At 71.6% G+C, this 16,534-nt stretch carries 19 protein-coding genes; 12 read left to right on the plus strand and 7 right to left on the minus strand.

Annotated features, from left to right (window positions below; translation table 11 throughout):
- Window positions 1-165: 165 nt before the first annotated feature.
- The 4 genes from ctaD to A4R43_RS36740 all read left to right on the plus strand — a co-directional run bounded on the left by ctaD (window position 166) and on the right by A4R43_RS36740 (window position 4,514).
- Window positions 166-1,947, plus strand: coding sequence for an aa3-type cytochrome oxidase subunit I (gene ctaD, locus A4R43_RS36725; protein ID WP_113696285.1), 1,782 nt, complete (start codon window positions 166-168; stop codon window positions 1,945-1,947).
- Window positions 1,948-2,110: 163 nt separating this feature from the next.
- Window positions 2,111-3,340 (plus strand): phosphoserine phosphatase SerB, encoded by a 1,230-nt coding sequence (gene serB, locus A4R43_RS36730; protein WP_113696286.1) that lies wholly within the window; start codon window positions 2,111-2,113, stop codon window positions 3,338-3,340.
- Window positions 3,337-4,089, plus strand: a complete 753-nt coding sequence (locus A4R43_RS36735; protein WP_113696287.1) for a peptidyl-tRNA hydrolase — start codon at window positions 3,337-3,339, stop codon at window positions 4,087-4,089. The genes serB and A4R43_RS36735 overlap by 4 nt, the downstream gene beginning before the upstream one ends.
- A gap of 20 nt (window positions 4,090-4,109) precedes the next feature.
- Entirely contained in the window at window positions 4,110-4,514 is a 405-nt protein-coding gene (locus A4R43_RS36740; RefSeq protein WP_113696288.1) for an OsmC family protein, read from the plus strand.
- On the opposite strand, the gene A4R43_RS36745 is transcribed toward A4R43_RS36740, so the two are convergent.
- The gene (locus tag A4R43_RS36745) at window positions 4,489-5,034 is read right to left on the minus strand and encodes a TetR/AcrR family transcriptional regulator (protein WP_113696289.1); all 546 of its coding nucleotides are present in this window, start codon (window positions 5,032-5,034) and stop codon (window positions 4,489-4,491) included. The genes A4R43_RS36740 and A4R43_RS36745 overlap by 26 nt on opposite strands.
- A 90-nt stretch (window positions 5,035-5,124) precedes the next feature.
- Here A4R43_RS36745 and A4R43_RS36750 point away from each other — a divergent pair, with 90 nt between their 5' ends.
- Window positions 5,125-5,547, plus strand: a complete 423-nt coding sequence (locus A4R43_RS36750) for a DUF4267 domain-containing protein (protein ID WP_113696290.1) — start codon at window positions 5,125-5,127, stop codon at window positions 5,545-5,547.
- A 777-nt stretch (window positions 5,548-6,324) separates the two neighbouring features.
- Here the strand turns inward: A4R43_RS36750 and A4R43_RS36755 are convergent.
- From A4R43_RS36755 to A4R43_RS36765, 3 genes are read right to left on the minus strand one after another with little or no spacing between them, the layout of a single operon-like run.
- Window positions 6,325-6,672 (minus strand): hypothetical protein, encoded by a 348-nt coding sequence (locus A4R43_RS36755; RefSeq protein WP_113696291.1) that lies wholly within the window; start codon window positions 6,670-6,672, stop codon window positions 6,325-6,327.
- Between the two features lie 56 nt (window positions 6,673-6,728).
- Window positions 6,729-8,807: an ATP-dependent DNA helicase gene (locus tag A4R43_RS36760; protein WP_113698134.1), complete on the minus strand. Its 2,079-nt coding sequence runs from the start codon at window positions 8,805-8,807 to the stop codon at window positions 6,729-6,731.
- A gap of 27 nt (window positions 8,808-8,834) precedes the next feature.
- Entirely contained in the window at window positions 8,835-9,425 is a 591-nt protein-coding gene (locus tag A4R43_RS36765) for a biotin transporter BioY (protein ID WP_113696292.1), read from the minus strand.
- Window positions 9,426-9,629: 204 nt separating this feature from the next.
- On the opposite strand from A4R43_RS36765, the gene A4R43_RS36770 reads away from it, so the two are divergent.
- Window positions 9,630-10,274, plus strand: coding sequence for a choice-of-anchor P family protein (locus A4R43_RS36770; RefSeq protein ID WP_236808493.1), 645 nt, complete (start codon window positions 9,630-9,632; stop codon window positions 10,272-10,274).
- An 18-nt stretch (window positions 10,275-10,292) separates the two neighbouring features.
- On the opposite strand, the gene A4R43_RS36775 is transcribed toward A4R43_RS36770, so the two are convergent.
- Together A4R43_RS36775 and A4R43_RS36780 are read right to left on the minus strand one after the other, a co-directional pair.
- Window positions 10,293-10,865 (minus strand): isochorismatase family protein, encoded by a 573-nt coding sequence (locus A4R43_RS36775; RefSeq protein WP_113696293.1) that lies wholly within the window; start codon window positions 10,863-10,865, stop codon window positions 10,293-10,295.
- A 14-nt stretch (window positions 10,866-10,879) separates the two neighbouring features.
- Window positions 10,880-12,184: a nicotinate phosphoribosyltransferase gene (locus tag A4R43_RS36780; RefSeq protein WP_113696294.1), complete on the minus strand. Its 1,305-nt coding sequence runs from the start codon at window positions 12,182-12,184 to the stop codon at window positions 10,880-10,882.
- Between the two features lie 64 nt (window positions 12,185-12,248).
- Between A4R43_RS36780 and clpS the strand changes: the two genes are divergently transcribed.
- The 6 genes from clpS to A4R43_RS36810 all read left to right on the plus strand — a co-directional run bounded on the left by clpS (window position 12,249) and on the right by A4R43_RS36810 (window position 15,860).
- Window positions 12,249-12,542, plus strand: a complete 294-nt coding sequence (gene clpS, locus A4R43_RS36785; protein ID WP_113696295.1) for an ATP-dependent Clp protease adapter ClpS — start codon at window positions 12,249-12,251, stop codon at window positions 12,540-12,542.
- Complete coding sequence (locus A4R43_RS36790; RefSeq protein ID WP_113696296.1) at window positions 12,539-13,096, plus strand: DUF2017 domain-containing protein; 558 nt, start codon at window positions 12,539-12,541, stop codon at window positions 13,094-13,096. The genes clpS and A4R43_RS36790 overlap by 4 nt, the downstream gene beginning before the upstream one ends.
- Window positions 13,093-14,094: a P1 family peptidase gene (locus A4R43_RS36795; RefSeq protein ID WP_113696297.1), complete on the plus strand. Its 1,002-nt coding sequence runs from the start codon at window positions 13,093-13,095 to the stop codon at window positions 14,092-14,094. Before A4R43_RS36790 ends, A4R43_RS36795 begins: the two co-directional genes overlap by 4 nt.
- A 66-nt stretch (window positions 14,095-14,160) precedes the next feature.
- Window positions 14,161-14,571 (plus strand): M67 family metallopeptidase, encoded by a 411-nt coding sequence (locus A4R43_RS36800; RefSeq protein WP_113698136.1) that lies wholly within the window; start codon window positions 14,161-14,163, stop codon window positions 14,569-14,571.
- A gap of 57 nt (window positions 14,572-14,628) precedes the next feature.
- Window positions 14,629-14,907 carry a MoaD/ThiS family protein gene (locus tag A4R43_RS36805; RefSeq protein ID WP_113696298.1) on the plus strand — a complete coding sequence of 93 codons (279 nt, stop codon included), beginning with the start codon at window positions 14,629-14,631 and terminating at the stop codon, window positions 14,905-14,907.
- Window positions 14,908-14,909: 2 nt separating this feature from the next.
- Window positions 14,910-15,860, plus strand: a complete 951-nt coding sequence (locus A4R43_RS36810; RefSeq protein WP_113696299.1) for a PLP-dependent cysteine synthase family protein — start codon at window positions 14,910-14,912, stop codon at window positions 15,858-15,860.
- A 126-nt stretch (window positions 15,861-15,986) separates the two neighbouring features.
- Here the strand turns inward: A4R43_RS36810 and A4R43_RS36815 are convergent, their stop codons facing one another.
- Window positions 15,987-16,505 carry a methylated-DNA--[protein]-cysteine S-methyltransferase gene (locus tag A4R43_RS36815; RefSeq protein ID WP_205215144.1) on the minus strand — a complete coding sequence of 173 codons (519 nt, stop codon included), beginning with the start codon at window positions 16,503-16,505 and terminating at the stop codon, window positions 15,987-15,989.
- Window positions 16,506-16,534 lie beyond the last annotated feature (29 nt).

The raw sequence follows: 16,534 nt of genomic DNA on the forward strand, positions 1-16,534 counted from the left end.
ACCGGGGCGGATTCGCGCGGGTCAGCCCGGGTGCGCGGCCCCGAACCCGCGATCTTGCCAGCCGGTGCGCGCCCCCGTTGCGGGTGCGGGCTACGATCCCCGTAGCCACTCGGCCGTGGCCTGTCCGCGGCCGGGACCACCACAAGAGCAGTGCAGGAGGCAGGAGTGACGGCCGTAGCCCCCAAGCCGATCGCCACGCGCCCGTACCCGGCGCGCGAGTCGGTGAAGGGTTCGTACCTGCTGCGGTTGTTCCGCACGACGGACCACAAGCAAATCGGCATCATGTACCTGGTCACCTCGTTCGCCTTCTTCATGGTCGGCGGCGCGATGGCGATGCTGATCCGGAGCGAGCTGGCCCGGCCGGGACAGCAGTTCCTCTCCCAGGAGCAGTACAACCAGCTGTTCACCATGCACGGCACGGTGATGCTGCTGCTCTACGCCACGCCGATCCTGTTCGGCTTCGCGAACTTCGTCCTGCCGCTGCAGATCGGCTCGCCCGACGTGGCGTTCCCGCGGCTGAACGCGTTCTCCTACTGGCTGTACCTGTTCGGCGGGCTGATCGTGATGTCCGGGTTCATCACCCCGGGCGGCGCCGCCGACTTCGGCTGGTTCGCCTACACCCCGCTCTCGGACGCGATCCACTCGCCCGGCGTCGGCGCCGACCTGTGGATCTCCGGCCTGGTGGTGTCCGGTCTCGGCACGATCCTCGGCGCGGTCAACATGATCACCACGGTGGTCTGCCTGCGCGCCCCCGGCATGACCATGTACCGGATGCCCATCTTCACCTGGAACATCCTGGTCACCAGCATCCTGATCCTGCTGGCCTTCCCGATCCTGACCGCGGCGCTGATGGGCCTGCTGGCGGACCGGCACCTCGGCGCGCACGTGTTCGACCCGGCCAACGGCGGCGTGATCCTCTGGCAGCACCTGTTCTGGTTCTTCGGGCATCCGGAGGTCTACATCGTCGCGCTGCCGTTCTTCGGCATCGTCTCGGAGATCTTCCCGGTGTTCAGCCGCAAGCCGATCTTCGGTTACAAGGGCCTGGTCTGGGCGACGCTGGGCATCGCCGCGCTGTCCGTCGCGGTGTGGGCGCACCACATGTACGCGACCGGCTCGGTGCTGCTGCCGTTCTTCTCCTTCATGACCTTCCTGATCGCAGTGCCCACCGGTGTCAAGTTCTTCAACTGGATCGGCACCATGTGGAAGGGGCAGCTGAGCTTCGAGACGCCGATGATCTTCAGCGTCGGCTTCATCGTCACCTTCCTCTTCGGCGGGCTGTCCGGCATCCTGCTGGCCGCCCCGGCGATCGACTTCCACGTCTCCGACAGCTACTTCGTGGTGGCGCACTTCCACTACGTGCTCTACGGCACGATCGTGTTCGCCACCTTCGCCGGCATCTACTTCTGGTTCCCGAAGATCACCGGCCGGATGCTCGACGAGCCGCTGGGCAAGCTGCACTTCTGGACCACGTTCATCGGCTTCCACGGCACCTTCCTGGTCCAGCACTGGCTGGGCAACGAGGGCATGCCGCGCCGGTACGCCGACTACCTGGTCAGCGACGGGTTCACCACGCTGAACACGATCTCCACCATCGGCGCCTACATCCTCGGCGCGTCGACGCTGCCGTTCCTGTGGAACGTGTTCAAGAGCTACCGGTACGGCGAGATCGTCACGGTCGACGACCCGTGGGGTTACGGCAACTCGCTCGAGTGGGCCACCTCGTGCCCGCCGCCGCGGCACAACTTCACCGAGCTGCCGCGGATCCGGTCGGAGCGGCCGGCGTTCGAGCTGCACTACCCGCACATGATCGAGCGGATCCACAAGGAAGGCGAGATCACCTTCACCGGCAAGCCGAAGGTGCACGGCGAATCGAAGGCTCCTTCGCAGGTGCTCACCGAAGCCGCCATCCCGGGTGACCACTCCAAGGACAACGCGGGCGAGCAGTGAGCTGAACCGTGAAGAGGCGCGCATCCCGGACCTTCGGGATGCGCGCTTCTTCTCTGTCTGGTGGTCACGATCGGAAGTTCGCCGAGGGTCTCCCGGCCGCACGCCCGGCGAAAACCCGGATCCACCGAATAGCCCCGATCGCAACCACTGAGGGAAGGGTGCCGTGACGAAGACCCCAGTTCTCATCACCACGACCGGTCCGGACAAGCCGGGTGTGTCCTCGGTGCTGTTCGCCGCGCTGACCCGGCACGGTGTCGACCTGCTCGACGTCGAGCAGGTGGTCATCCGCGGGCAGCTGGTCCTCGGTGTGCTGGTGGCCGTGGAGAGCGACCCGGAGGGCCTGCAGGAGCTGGTCGAGCAGGCCATGCACTCGGTGTCCATGCAGGTCGAGGTCAGCATCGGCACGGCGATCGGCGAGGACCCGTTCGCGCCGGCCCGCCAGGGCTCCAGCCACGTGCTGGTGGTGCTCGGCCTGCCGTTCACCGCTCGCGCGTTCACCGAGGTGGCGCGGCGGCTGGCCGCGATGAACGTGAACATCGACTCGATCCGCAGCATCGCCGACTACCCGGTGACCGGGCTCGAGGTCTACGTCTCGGTCGCCGAAGACACCGAAGCCGCCGACGAGGCGCTGCGCAGCGCGCTGGCCGACGTGGCTTCGCGTGGCGGTCTCGACGTGGCGGTCGAGCGGGCCGGGCTGGCGCGGCGGGCCAAGCGGCTGATCGTGTTCGACGTGGACTCCACGCTCATCCAGGGCGAGGTCATCGAGATGCTCGGCGCGTTCGCCGGGGTGGAGCCGCAGGTCCGCGAGATCACCGAGGCGGCGATGCGCGGTGAGCTGAACTTCACCGAGTCGCTGGAGCGCCGGGTCGCGTTGCTCGAAGGCCTGCCCGCGACGGTGCTCGACGAGGTGGCTTCGTCGCTGCAGCTGACCCCGGGCGCGCGCACCACGGTCCGCACGCTCAAGCGGCTCGGCTACCGCTGCGGGGTGGTGTCCGGCGGGTTCACCACGATCATCCAGCGGCTGGTCGACGAGCTGGGCCTGGACTTCGCCGCGGCGAACGAACTGGAGATCGTTGACGGCAAGCTCACCGGCAAGGTGGTCGGCGAGGTGGTCGACCGGCCGGGCAAGGCGGTCGCGCTGCGCCGGTTCGCCGCCGAATACGGCATTCCGCTGACCCAGTGCGTAGCGGTCGGTGACGGCGCGAACGACATCGACATGCTCTCGGCGGCGGGCATGGGGGTCGCCTTCAACGCCAAGCCCGCGCTGCGCGAGGTCGCCGACACCGCGTTGTCGCACCCGTTCCTGGACGCGGTGCTGTTCATGCTCGGCATCACGCGCGCGGAGGTCGAAGCGGCCGACGCGGCGGACGGCCTGCTGCCGGAGCGGCCGTGATCCTCGCTCCACTGGCCGCGCGGTACGCGTCGTGGCTGGGCCTGCCCGCCGAGGAGACGGCCCTGCCGGAGGCGTCGCCGGACGAGGTGCGCGCCATGCCGGTGATCCTGCGCATGGAAAAAGCGGAACCGCCGGGTCGCACCCCGCTGCTGGAGGCGGCGGCCGCGGCCGCGCTGGCGGTGTGCCTGGACGAGCGCGCGAAGCCGGGCGGGGAATGGCACGAACCGGTACGGGACTGGGTTTCCGGGCACATCCGCAAGGTCGCCCGCCGGGCCAGGGGCGCGCACTGGCAGGCCGTGCAGGAGTTGCCGGGCGTGACGGTGTCGGTCGACGGTGCCGAGGCACGCGCGTTGCTGCCGGGCCGGGTGGTCGACGCGCCGAAGGAGGTCTCGCGGCTGCAGATCTCCGGCAGCGAGCTGCCGCCGGACGAGCCGGGGCCGGTGCCCGCTTCGACGCCGGTCCTGCTGCTCAACCCGGGCGTGACGATGACCGTCGGCAAGGCCGCGGCTCAGGTCGGGCACGGCACCATGCTGCTGGCTTCGCTGCTCGACGAGCACCGGCTCGCGGCCTGGGCGGACCGCGGTTTCCGTTGTGCGGTCCGGGTTCCCGGGCGGCTGGAGTGGGCGGAGCTGCATCCCGGCCACGACCCGGCCCTGGCCTGGGCGGAACGCTCGGTGATCGCCGTGCGCGACGCCGGTTTCACCGAAGTGGAGCCGGGCACCGTCACGGTGCTCGCGCGGTGGCGTTGACGGCGGCAGAGGAGGAGCGCATGGGGCTCGAGGTGGAGCGGATCGGCGAGCACGTGTTCGCCGGGCGCAACGAGCGGGGCGCCGAGGTGCGGATCGGCCGCAAGGGGCAGGCGGACGTGTTCTCGCCCGCCGAACTGCTGCAGATCGCCGCGGCGGGCTGCGCCGCGGTGACCGCCGAGGACCTGGTGGTGCGGCGGACCGGCGAGGAGGCGAAGTTCCGCGTCGAGGTGACCGCCGACCGCAACGACGCCGCCTCCGAACTGGACGCCGTGCACGTGACCTTCGACCTCGATCTGTCCTCTTTGGACCCCGAGCGGCGGGCGGCGCTGGCGGTCGCGGTGGACCGCGCGATCGACCGGCTGTGCACGGTGAGCCGGACGCTCAAGAAGGGCATCCCGGTCACGGAGACTTTCCCAGCAGGCTGACCAGGAGTGCGATGCGGTCCTCGCCGAGGCCGCCGCGCAGCCTGCTGTCGCGGGTGAGCAGGACGAGCCCGTGCATCGCGCTCCAGGCGACTTCGGTGAAGGTCTCCGGGTCCTGGTCGCCCGCGTGCGGCGCGAACACCTGGTACAGCAGCGAGAAGGCGGTCTTGAGCTGCTCGGGCGCGTTTTCGCCGAACTCCAGTTCCGTGTGGAGGGTGAACATTGCGTCGTAGAGCACGGGATTGTCGAACGCGAAGTGCGTGTACGCGCGGACGAGCGAGTCGACCGACCAGGCGGGGCGCAGCGCCGTGGTCAGCTCCTCGATGCCTTGTAGCGCGACCGCGGTGACGATGGCGTCCTTGCCCGCGAAGTGGCTGTAGAGCACCGGCTGGCTGTAGCCGATGCGCTCGGACAGCCGCCGGGTGGTGACGGCCTCCCAGCCCTCCTGCTCGGCGAGTTCGCGGGCGGTGCGGATGATCAGCTGATGGCGTTCGGCGCGTTCACGCGCCCGGCGATCCGACATGGGCCCAAATCTAGCACCGCTAGCCAAACTAGCACCGCTAGTGCTAGCGTCGCTAGAAATCCTAGCAACGCTAGTTTTCTGGAGGGTCTCATGGCACAGAAGATCGCCAACGCCATCGTGCTGGTGGTGGGTCTCGGCATCATCTACGTCGGCGCGAATTTCCTGCTCGGCCCGGATGCCGCCGCCACGGGCTACGGCGTCCCGGCCTCGTCGGCGGGTGATGCTGGTGCCTACCTGGCGGTTAAAGGCATCCGGGACGTCGCTTCGGGGCTCGTTTTGCTGACCCTGATGGCACTGGGCCAGCGGCGGGCGATGGGCTGGGTGCTGCTCGCGATGACCGTGATCCCCCTGACCGACGGCCTCATCGTGCTAACCCACGACGGCTCAGTCGCCGCGGCTTTCGGCTGGCACTTCAGCACCGCCGCGGTGATGCTGGTCGGCGTCTCGCTGATCCTGTCAGGCGCACCCAAGCCCGCCGGACACGCCAAGCAGCCGAGCGTCCAAAGCACCTGACCCCCCTTCCGCCCCCACGCCCAGCCGCCCCCACACCCAGCCACCCTCCACAGCCGCCCCCCGACCACGAAGCGCCACCGACCACGAAGCGCCCTGCCTCCCGACGCCAGGCCCCCCGAGGACCCGGCCCGGCCCGGCAAGGCGCCTCGCCCGGCCCGCCCCAACCTCGACAAAGCTCGCTGATGGCCCCTCGCGGCCCGGCGTTCACCGCCGCTCGGCGCTGGCCGCCGGACCACTCGGCCGCCACCGAAGCCCACGCTCCGCCCGCCCCCGACCTCCAGCCCCGGCACCCGGCGCCGGTGCCCGGCAGCTGGCGCCCGGCAGCCGGCGCCCGGGGTCGGCGGCTGGTGCCCGGCGGCTGGCGCCCGGGGTCGGGCGCCTGGGGGCGGCGGCTGGCGTTCGGTGCCCGGCGGCCGACGGCTGCCCCTCGGGGCCGGTGGCTGATGCTCGGGGCCGGTGTGTCTGGTGCCCGGCGGTCGATGCTCGGGCCGGTGGCGGTGCCAGGCGGCGGTGTGTCCGGTGCCCGGCGGCTGGCGCTCGGGGGATGGCTGGCGCTCGGTGGCTGCCAACAACAAACCTGCTCGCTGGCGGCGCTGTCATCGCCGAAGTGGCCACCGCGAGCCGGGGAGCAGCTGGCGTGGCTGCTGGGTGACCTAGCCGTCGCGGGTTGGCTGCGGCTCGGCGCAGCGGCGAAGCCGCTCGCGGGTGGCGCCGCCGACGCTGGTGCCGCACCAAAGGGCCGCACCAAAGGCGTCAGCCGACGGCTGTGCGGCCCGGTCAGGAGTCGGTGGTGGTGGCTTTCCAGACCACGTAGGCCTCATCCGCGTCCGTGGTCATGGCTTCGATGAACTTTTCGTTGTCGAAACCGGGCAGGGCCTGGAGGCGTTCGATGAGGGCGTCGGCCGCGGGGTCGCCGCTGGGGATGGCGGTGCCCTTGCCGTCGGCGCCGGCCAGCATGATGAACACGTCCTCTTTCCAGGGCCCCTCGGGAATCACCCTGATCACCACGGCGGACAGCTCAGCCCAGGTGACGGACTCCTCGGTACCGTCGGCGAGCTGCCGGCGGACCCCGGTGTCGTCGACGCCGACCGAGCGGGACTGCGCGTGGGTTGAGTCCTGGGACAACTACGACTCCCTCGTCTTTGCGTTCCGTTTACGGTACTGCCGCGAGGTCCGGGCGCTCAGGCGGGGGCGGCGGCATCCAGCCGCCGCAGCGCGGCCCTGGCCACTTCCGGGTCGGTGGTCGGCCAGAACGGCGGCAGCGAAGCCCGCAGGAAACCGCCGTACCTGGCGTTCGCCAGCCGCGAGTCGAGGATCGCCACCACCCCGCGGTCGCTGGTCGACCGGTGCAGCCGCCCGACGCCCTGCGCCAGCAGCAGCGCGGCGTGCGTGGCGGCCACGGTGAGGAAACCGTTGCCACCGCGGGCCTCCACCGCGCGCTGCCGCGCCGAGGACACCGGATCGTCCGGCCGCGGGAACGGCAGCCTGTCCACCAGCACCAGCTGCAACGCCGGCCCCGGCACGTCCACGCCCTGCCACAGCGACAACGTGCCGAACAGGCACGTCCGCGGGTCCTCGCTGAACTTGCGCACCAGCAGCGAGGTCGAATCGTCGCCCTGGCAAAGGATCGGGTGCTTGACCCGGTCCCGCAGCTCCTCGGTGGCCTGCTTCGCCGCGCGCATCGACGAGAACAGCCCGAGCGTGCGCCCGCCCGCCGCCTCGATCAGCTCGGCGATCTCGTCGAGCGTGCGCTCGGCGAGCCCGTCCCGGCCGGGCGTCGGCAGGTGCTTGGCCATGTACAGAATGCCGTTCTTGCGGTGGTCGAACGGCGAACCGACGTCCAGCCCGGTCCACCGCACGGTCTCCTTGTCCGACGGCGCCGCCTTCTCCGTGGCCGTGCCGGGGTCGGGCTTCCGCTCGGCCGCCTGCGACGGCGGCAGCCCCCACTGCCTGGCCAGCGTGTCGAAGGTGCCGCCGAGCGCCAGCGTGGCCGACGTCAGCACGGTCGTGGTCTGGCCGAAGACGCGCTCCCGCAGCAGCCCCGCCACGCTCAGCGGCGCCACGTGCAGCGCGGGCGGCCGCGGGTTCGACGAGTACGGGTCGCCGCTGAGCCACACCACGTCCGGCCGGTGCGCCTGGTCCTCGTCGAACGCCTCCAGCAACCGGACCGCGGTGTCGTGCACCTCCTCCAGCAGCGTGCGCGCGAGCTTGCGGGCGGTCGCCTCGTCGGCGCCGTCGTCCTTGCGGTCGGACCCGAGCGCCGACAGGCAGGTGTGCGCGGCGTCCCGGACCGCGGGCAGCGCGCCCTTCAGCGCCTGCGGCAGCGAGTCCATCCGGCCGGACGGCAGGTCGTCGAGCACCAGCGCCAGCCCGTCGCTGGCCTCCATCAGCCGGTCGGCCACGTCGGCGTCGATCAGCTTGCCGCAGCGGCGCCCGGCGGTGGACACCATCGCGCTGGTCAGCTCCGCGGTGGCCACCGAGGTCACCCTGTCGACCAGCTCGTGCGCCTCGTCGATGACCACCACGTCGTGCTCGGGCAGCACCTGGTAACCCTGCAGCGCGTCGATGGCGAGCAGCGCGTGGTTGGTGACCACCACGTCCGCGCGCCCGGCCTCGGCCCGCGCGCGCTCGGCGAAGCAGTCGGTGCCGATCGGGCAGCGGGACACGCCGAGGCATTCGCGCGCGGACACCGACACCTGCCGCCACGCCTGGTCGGACACGCCGGGCACCAGCTCGTCGCGGTCGCCGGTCTCGGTGTCCGAGGACCACTCGTGCAGCCGCTTGACCTCCTTGCCCATGCGCGACACCGCGAACGGGTCGAACAGGCCCTGGTCCTCCGGCTCCTCCGGGGCACCGGTGTCGAGCCGGTGCAGGCAGAGGTAGTTGCGGCGGCCCTTGAGAATGGCGAAGGTCGGCTCGCGCCCGAGCGGCTTCTTCAGCGCCTTCGCCAGCCGGGGCAGGTCCCGGTCGACGAGCTGGCGCTGCAGCGCGATGGTCGCGGTGGAGACCACCACCGTGGTGCCCTTCTCCACCGCGTGCCGGATCGCGGGCACCAGGTAGGCCAGCGACTTGCCGGTCCCGGTGCCCGCCTGCACGGCCAGGTGCTCGCCGGTGCGGATGGCGCGGCCGACCGCGTCGGCCATCGCCACCTGGCCGGGGCGCTCGGCCCCGCCGACCGACTCCACGGCGTGCGTGAGCAACTCCAGCACCCCCGGAAGGCTGCCCTTGCGTGCGGCGGTGAGCTCAGCGGTCTTCGGCACGAGGAGCAACGGTACCGGGGGCCACCGTCAGTTCTGGCGGCGGAAGCGGTTCACCAGCGCCCAGGTGACCGGCAGCAGGCCGGCCGCCACGACGATCTTCAGCGCGTCACCGATCAGGAACGGCAGCACGCCCTTGTCGAAGGCGGTGCCGAGGTCCATCGACGCGGCGGCCATCAGCCACGGCACGCCGACCGCGTAGATCACCAGGTTGCCGAGCACCATGGTGCCCGCGGTGCGCAGCGGGGTGCGGTCGCCGCCGCGCCCGGCCAGCGCGCCCACCAGCGCCCCGGCCAGCACGAAGCCGGCGATGTACCCGGCGCTGGCGCCGAACATGCCGGAGGTGCCGCCGTTGAACCACGGCACGCCGGCCGCGCCGACGAGCAGGTAGAGCAGCATGGCCGCGCCGCCGCGCTGCCAGCCCAGCGCCGCGCCGACCAGCAGGGCGGCGAAGGTCTGGCCGGTCATCGGCACCGGGCTGCCGGGAACCGGGATGACCAGCTGCGCGGCCAGGCCGGTGAGCCCGGCGCCGGCGGCGACCAGGGTGATGTCACGGACCAGCGCACCGGGGATGAGATCCGCCAGCACCGGACGGCGGGCGGCGAGGGTCAGCGTCGACAAAGCGGCCTCCACGTTCGTGCCTGAGCGATTGCATGCCTGAAGCTCAAGGCAGGTTAACGCCGGTGGACCGGCAATATCCCCCGAAGTCGGGTAGCTCACTGTCCACTCTTCCGGGTGGTAGCGGCCTGCCGGGGTTCGGCTCTTGATCTCCCCGGCCGATGTCGATGGAGGGAAATTCACGTTTCGGTGGAGGGAGTGACCCCCGTGTCGAAGTTGAGGAAGGCCGCGATAGCGGCGTGCGCGTGCGGCGGGCTGCTCGTCGCACCGGGAGCGGCGCAAGCGGCACCGGTGGCCAGCGCGTCCGCGACCGCGGGCACGGTCGACGTCACCGCGGGTGCGCAGACCGTGCGGGAGGGGCCGATCGCCGAATGTCGGCTGGGTGCGCAGGACACCGCCAGCTCACCCGGCGTCGAGGCCGGGACCACGCGGTTCGGCAAGAGCGAGTCGCAGTGCTCGCGCGCGGAAACCGGGTTCGCCACCGGCATGGTGCGCGGGCAGCGGTTCGAGACCAAGGTGCTGCGCAAGTACGGCGGCCCGACGATCAAGGTGCGCACGTACAGCGCGCGCTGCGACACCACCACCAACGGCGCCAGCGGCCTGGTCGAGCTGAGCGACGTGGCCGGCATCGAGGTGCCGTCGAGCATCCCGCCCGGTCACACCGTGGACCTGCCCGGCGAGGACGGCAAGCCGCTGGCCCGCGTGGTGCTCAACGAGATCGTCGTGCCGGAGCCGCCGGACGGCAGCCTGGCCACCAACGCGATGCGCATCCAGCTGTTCCCGGAGGGCGGCCCGGCCACCGGCGAGATCGTCGTCGGCTCGGCCAGCTGCGACCCGTACGGTGACGCCTGAGTGACGCCACCCCGGTGGTCAGCCGCTGACCACCGGGGTGCCGGTCAGCTCGGCACCGGCGGTGCGCAGGTCGGCCAGCGCCTTGTCCACAGTGGACCGCGAGACGCCCGCGGTCAGGTCGAGCAGCACCCGCACGCGGAAACCGGCCTCGGCGGCGTCCAGCGCGGTCGCCCGGACGCAGTGGTCGGTGGCGATGCCGACCACGTCGACGCTGTCCACCTCCCGCGCGCGCAGCCAGTCCGCCAGGTTCTCGCCGGTTTCGGTGCTGCCCTCGAAGCCGGAGTAGCCGTCGCTGTACTGGCCCTTCGAGAACACCGCGGAGATCGGCGCCACGTCGAGCGCGGGGTGGAAGGCCGCGCCGGGCGTACCGGCCTCGCAGTGCCGCGGCCACGACCGCACGAAGTCCGGTTCGTCGCTGAAGTGCGCGCCGGGATCGATGTGGTAGTCCCTGGTCGCGACCACCTGGTCGTAGGCGTTCTCCCGCAGGAAACCGGAGATCCGGGCGGCCAGCTCGGCGCCGCCGGCCACCCCCAGCGCCCCGCCCTCGCAGAAGTCGTTCTGCACGTCCACCACGATCAACGCGTTCGCCATCGCGGGTGCCCCTTTCAGCGGAAAACGGTGGGCACGGCGGGCTCGCCGTGCGACAGCTTCAGGCCCTCCCACGGCAGGCTGACCAGGCCCTTGCGCAGGAGTTGCCGCGCGTCGTCCAGGGTGGGCAGGTCGTCGACGGGCTGTCCAGCCCGCACCAGGGGGATCTGCAGTTCGCGGTCGTCCGGGCCGAGTTCGGGCGCGGGCCCGCCGGCCGGGTAGACCACCTCTTCGAGCGCGGTGCCGGTCGGCTTGTGCCGCCGGATGGCGCCCTTGCGGCCCCCGCGCGACTCCTTGTGCGTGCTGCGCTTGGCGACCGGGCGGCCGTCCACCTCGACCAGCTTGTAGACCATGCCCGCGGTCGGCGCGCCGGAACCGGTGACCACCGAGGTGCCCACGCCGTACGCGTCCACCGGCTCGGCACGCAGGGCCGCGATGGCGTGCTCGTCGAGGTCACCGGAGACCACGATCCTGGTGTCCTTGGCCCCGAGCGCGTCGAGCTGCTCGCGGGCCCGGCGGGCCAGCGGGCCCACGTCGCCGGAATCGATCCGGATGGCGCCCAGTTCCGGCCCGGCCACCCGGACCGCGGTCTCGATGCCCGCGGTGATGTCGTAGGTGTCCACCAGCAGCGTGGTGTCCGCGCCGAGCTTGTCCACCTGCGCGCGGAACGCCTGCTCCTCGCTGTCGTGCAGCAGCATGAACGCGTGCGCGACGGTACCGCGGGTGGGGATGCCGTAGCGGCGGCCGGCCTCCAGGTTGGAGGTGGTGGCGAAACCGGCCAGGTAGGCGGCCCTGGCGGCGGCGACCGCGGCGTACTCGTGCGTGCGGCGCCCGCCCATCTCGATGATCGGCCTGCCGTGCGCGGCGCTGGACATGCGCGCGGCGGCCGAGGCGATCGCGCTGTCGTGGTTGAGGATGGACAGCACCAGCGTCTCCAGCACCACGGCCTCGGCGAAGCTGCCGCGGACGGTGAGGATGGGGGAGCCGGGGAAGTACAGCTCGCCCTCGGCGTAGCCGTCCACGTCGCCGCTGAACTCGTAGTCGGCCAGCCAGGACAGCGTCTCGGCGTCCACCACGGCGGTCGACTCCAGCTGGCTGATCTCGGCGTCGGTGAAGCGGAAGTCCCCGATCGCGTCGATCACCCGCGCGGTGCCCGCGACGACGCCGTAGCGCCGCCCGTCCGGCAGCCGCCGGGCGAACACCTCGAAAACACAGGGCCGGTCGGCGGTGCCGTCGGCGAGCGCGCTGCCCAGCATGGTCAGCTCGTAGTGGTCGGTGAGCAGCGCGGTGCTGAGCTCGCTGCCGGTTCGCGTCCAGGCCATGGTCCAACCCTATGGGCTGACCTGCCGAAGCACGGGATGCGGGCGGCGTGACACCATGGAGGCCATGAGTACGCCTGCCGCCGAACCGATGGTGGAGCCGTCCGCGGCCGACCTGGGGGCTGAGGACAAACCGTGGCAGACAGTGGTCTGGAACGACCCGGTGAACCTCATGTCGTACGTGACCTACGTGTTCCAGAAGCTGTTCGGGTACAGCCGCGAGCACGCCACCAAGTTGATGCTGGACGTCCACCACAAGGGCAAAGCCATCGTCTCCTCTGGGGGCAAGGAGAAGGTGGAGGGTGACGTGGCGAAGCTGCACGCCGCCGGGTTGTGGGCAACCATGGAGCACCCGTCGTGAAGCCGTGGCGCCGCAAGGGCGCACGCCTGCAGGCCGGCTTCGAGCAGCAGGAGGCCGCCGTGCTGCGCGGCCTGATCAGCCAGGTCGACGACATGCTGCGCGCCCGGTCGGAGGAGGCGCCGCAGGACGAGCTGGCCGAGCTGACCGGCATCCGCACCGGCCCCAGCGAGGCGCCGAGCGACCCGGTGCTCTCGCGCCTGCTGCCCGACTTCCACCGCCTGGACCCGGACGCCCCGGCCAAGGAGGACCTCGACTCCGCCGCCGCGCTGCGCTCGCTGCACGAGCCGGAGGTGCTCGACGCGAAGGTCGGCGTGGCCGCCGTGGTGCTGGAGACGCTGTCGCCGGACGGCGGTGAGGTGCGGCTGAGCTTCGAGCAGGCCGACGCCTGGCTGTCCGCGCTGAACGACGTGCGCCTGGCGCTCGGCACCGCGCTCGACGTCACCGAGGACATGCCCGACGAGCTGCCGCCGGAGGACCCGCGCGCGCCGCACCTCGGGGTGTACCACTGGCTGACCTGGGTGCAGGAAAGCCTGGTACAGGCGCTGACCGAATGAACGCGCTCACCGACGTGCCCGGCGTGCTGGTCGGGCACCACGAGCGGGTCGGCGGGGGCTGGGCCACCGGGACCACGGTGGTGCTGGTGCCCGACGGCGCGGTCGGCGCGGTCGACCAGCGCGGGGGCGCGCCCGGCACGCGCGAGACGAACCTGCTGGAGCCGGAGAACCTGGTGCAGCGGGTGAACGCGGTCTGCCTGTCCGGCGGGAGCGCGTACGGCCTGGCCGCCGCGGACGGCGTGATGCGCTGGCTGGGCGAGCGGTCGATGGGCTTCCCCGTGGGCGCGGAACCGCACGAGGTGGTGCCGATCGTGCCCGCCGCGGTGTTGTTCGACCTGCCTCGCGGCGACTGGGGCAACCGGCCGGACGCGTCCTTCGGTTACGCGGCCTGCGAAGCGGCCGCCACCGGCGAGTTCGCGCAGGGCACGGTGGGTGCCGGGGCCGGGGCGGCGGTCGGCTCGCTCAAGGGCGGTATCGGCACCGCGAGTGAGCGCGTCGGTGAGTTCGTGGTCGGCGCGCTGGCCGCGGTGAACGCCTCCGGTGAGGCCGTCGACCTGCGGACCGGTCGCGCGTTCGCGGCGGACCACGAGGTGGACGGCGAGTTCGGGGTGCGCTGGCCGGACCGGCCCGGCGAGGTCGAGGCCGCGCCGACGGACCTGAACACCACGATCGGTGTGGTCGCGGTGGACGCGGCGTTGTCGAAGGCCGAGGCGCGGCGGCTGGCGGTCGCCGCGCAGGACGGTCTCGCGCGGGCCGTGCGCCCGGCGCACACCATGTTCGACGGCGACACCGTGTTCGCGCTGGCCACCGGGGCGCGTGAGCTGCCGGTGGCGAGCGGGCCGTTCGCCGACGCCTCGCGCGCGGGCGCGCTCGACCAGCTGTGCTCCGCCGCCGCGCGGGTGTTCGCCAGGGCGATGGTGCACGGCCTGCTGGCCGCCACCGGGGCCGGTGGCCTGCGTGCCTACCGCGACGTATGGCCGGAGGCCTTCCCCGGCTGAGGTCAAGGGCACGAGGGCTCTGTCTCACTGGGTGGACGCCCGTTGTCCAGCACATAGGATGTGATCGTGCTTCGGATCCGCCGTGAACTAGTCGACGAGATCGTCGCGCACGCCCGCCGGGACCACCCGGACGAGGCGTGCGGGGTGATCGCCGGGCCGGACGACGGCTCGGACCGCCCCGAGCGGTTCATCCCCATGCTGAACGCGGCGCGCTCGCCGACGTTCTACGAGTTCGACTCCGGTGATCTGCTCAAGCTGTACCGCGAGATGGACGCCAACAACGAGGTGCCGGTGGTGATCTACCACTCGCACACCGCCACCGAGGCCTATCCCTCGCGCACCGACGCCGCCATCGCGTCCGAGCCGTTCGCGCACTACGTGCTGGTCTCCACCAGGGATCCCGAGGTGCACGAATTCCGGTCGTACCGGATCGTCGACGGTGAGATCACCGAGGAGCCGGTCGAGATCGAGGAATAACCGCCCTCGCCCGTACGTCAGCCCACTACGAGAGATCCCTAGCGGAGGTAAAGATCCATGGCCGTGAACGTGTCCATCCCGACCATCCTGCGCACGCACACCGGCGGCGAGAAGTCCGTCGAGGCGAGCGGCAAGACGGTGCTCGAGGTGATCGACGACGTGGAGAGCCGCCACGGTGGCATCAAGGCGCGCCTGGTCAAGGACGAGAAGCTGCACCGGTTCATCAACGTCTACGTCAACGACGAGGACGTGCGCTTCGCCGGTGGGCTGGACGCCGAGGTCAAGGACGGCGACACGCTGACCATCCTGCCCGCGGTGGCCGGCGGCGCGCGCTAGGCATGGCTCGCTACGAGTCGCTGCTCGACGCGCTCGGCGGCACCCCGCTGGTCGGCCTGCCGAGGCTGTCGCCGACGCACGACGTGCGGTTGTGGGCGAAGCTGGAGGACCGCAACCCGACCGGGTCGATCAAGGACCGGCCGGCGCTGGCGATGATCGAGGCCGCCGAGCGGGAGGGCACGCTGCGCCGCGGGTCCACGATCCTGGAGCCGACCTCGGGCAACACCGGCATCGCGCTGGCGATGGCGGCGAAGCTCAAGGGGTACGGCCTGGTCTGCGTGATGCCGGAGAACACCTCCGCCGAGCGCAAGCAGCTGCTGCAGGCCTACGGCGCGCGGATCGTGTTCTCGCCGGCGGCCGGTGGGTCGAACGAGGCCGTGCGCCGGGCGAAGGAACTGGCCAAGGCCAATCCGGACTGGGTGATGCTCTACCAGTACGGCAACCCGGCGAACGCCGACGCGCACTACCGGGGGACCGGGCCGGAGCTGCTGAAGGACCTGCCCACGCTGACGCACTTCGTGGGCGGGCTCGGCACCACGGGCACCCTGGTCGGCGTCGGCCGGTACCTGCACGAGGCGAAGCCGGACGTGCAGATCATCGCGGCGGAGCCGCGGTACGGCGAGCTGGTGTACGGGCTGCGGAACATCGACGAGGGCTTCGTGCCCGAGCTGTACGACGCGAGCGTGCTGAACGGGCGGTACTCGGTCGGCGCCTACGACGCGCTGCGGCGGACGCGGGAACTGCTGGAGCACGAAGGCATCTTCGCGGGGATCTCGACGGGTGCCGTGCTGCACGCGGCCTTGGCCGTCGCCGAAAAGGCCGCGGCTCGCGGTGAACCGGCGGACGTGGCTTTTGTGGTCGCCGACGCCGGGTGGAAGTACCTGTCCACCGGCGCCTACAGCGGCACCCTGGACGACGCGGCCGCCCGGCTGGACGGCGAACTCTGGGCCTGACCCGGCTGAACTGGACACTGCTGCCTGGACACGAATGTGGCTTTCGGGGCGAAATCCGCCCCGAAAGCCACATTCGTGTTCGGCCGGGCGCCGGCGGTCGAGCGCTGGTCTTGACGCCGCCCCCGGTCACCACAGGCCCTGGGGCAACCGCCCTTCCAGCGTCAGCAGCTGCCGTTTCGACGGCACGCCGTCCCCGCCGCTGAAGCCGCCGAGGCCGGTGCTGGCCAGCACCCGGTGGCACGGCACCACGATCGGGATCGGGTTGCTGCCCATGATCGAGCCGATCCCGCGCGCGGGCACGCCCGTGCCGCTGCGTTCCGCCAGTTCCCCGTAGGTCACCGTTTTCCCGTACGGCACCGTTTCGTACAACGTGCCGAGCACCCGCTGCTGCGTCGACGAGTACAGGCGCCAGTCCACGGGGAACTCGAACCGTTCCCGCGTGCCGTCGAAGTACTCGCGCAGCTCGGCCAGCACCGGCTCCACCCGCGGCGGATCGGAAACCACCGGCAGGCCGAGGCGCGCGGCGATCCGTTCCCGCAGCTCCGGGGTGTCGTCGAAGGCCGTCGAAGCCAGCCCGGCCGGGGTCACCGCGACCAGTACCCGGCCCACCTCGGTCGCCAGGCCGCCGAACGCCACCGTCTCCATGAACCGCATTATCCGGCCCCCACCGACAG

This window comes from Amycolatopsis albispora (assembly GCF_003312875.1).
Taxonomy (GTDB): domain Bacteria; phylum Actinomycetota; class Actinomycetes; order Mycobacteriales; family Pseudonocardiaceae; genus Amycolatopsis; species Amycolatopsis albispora.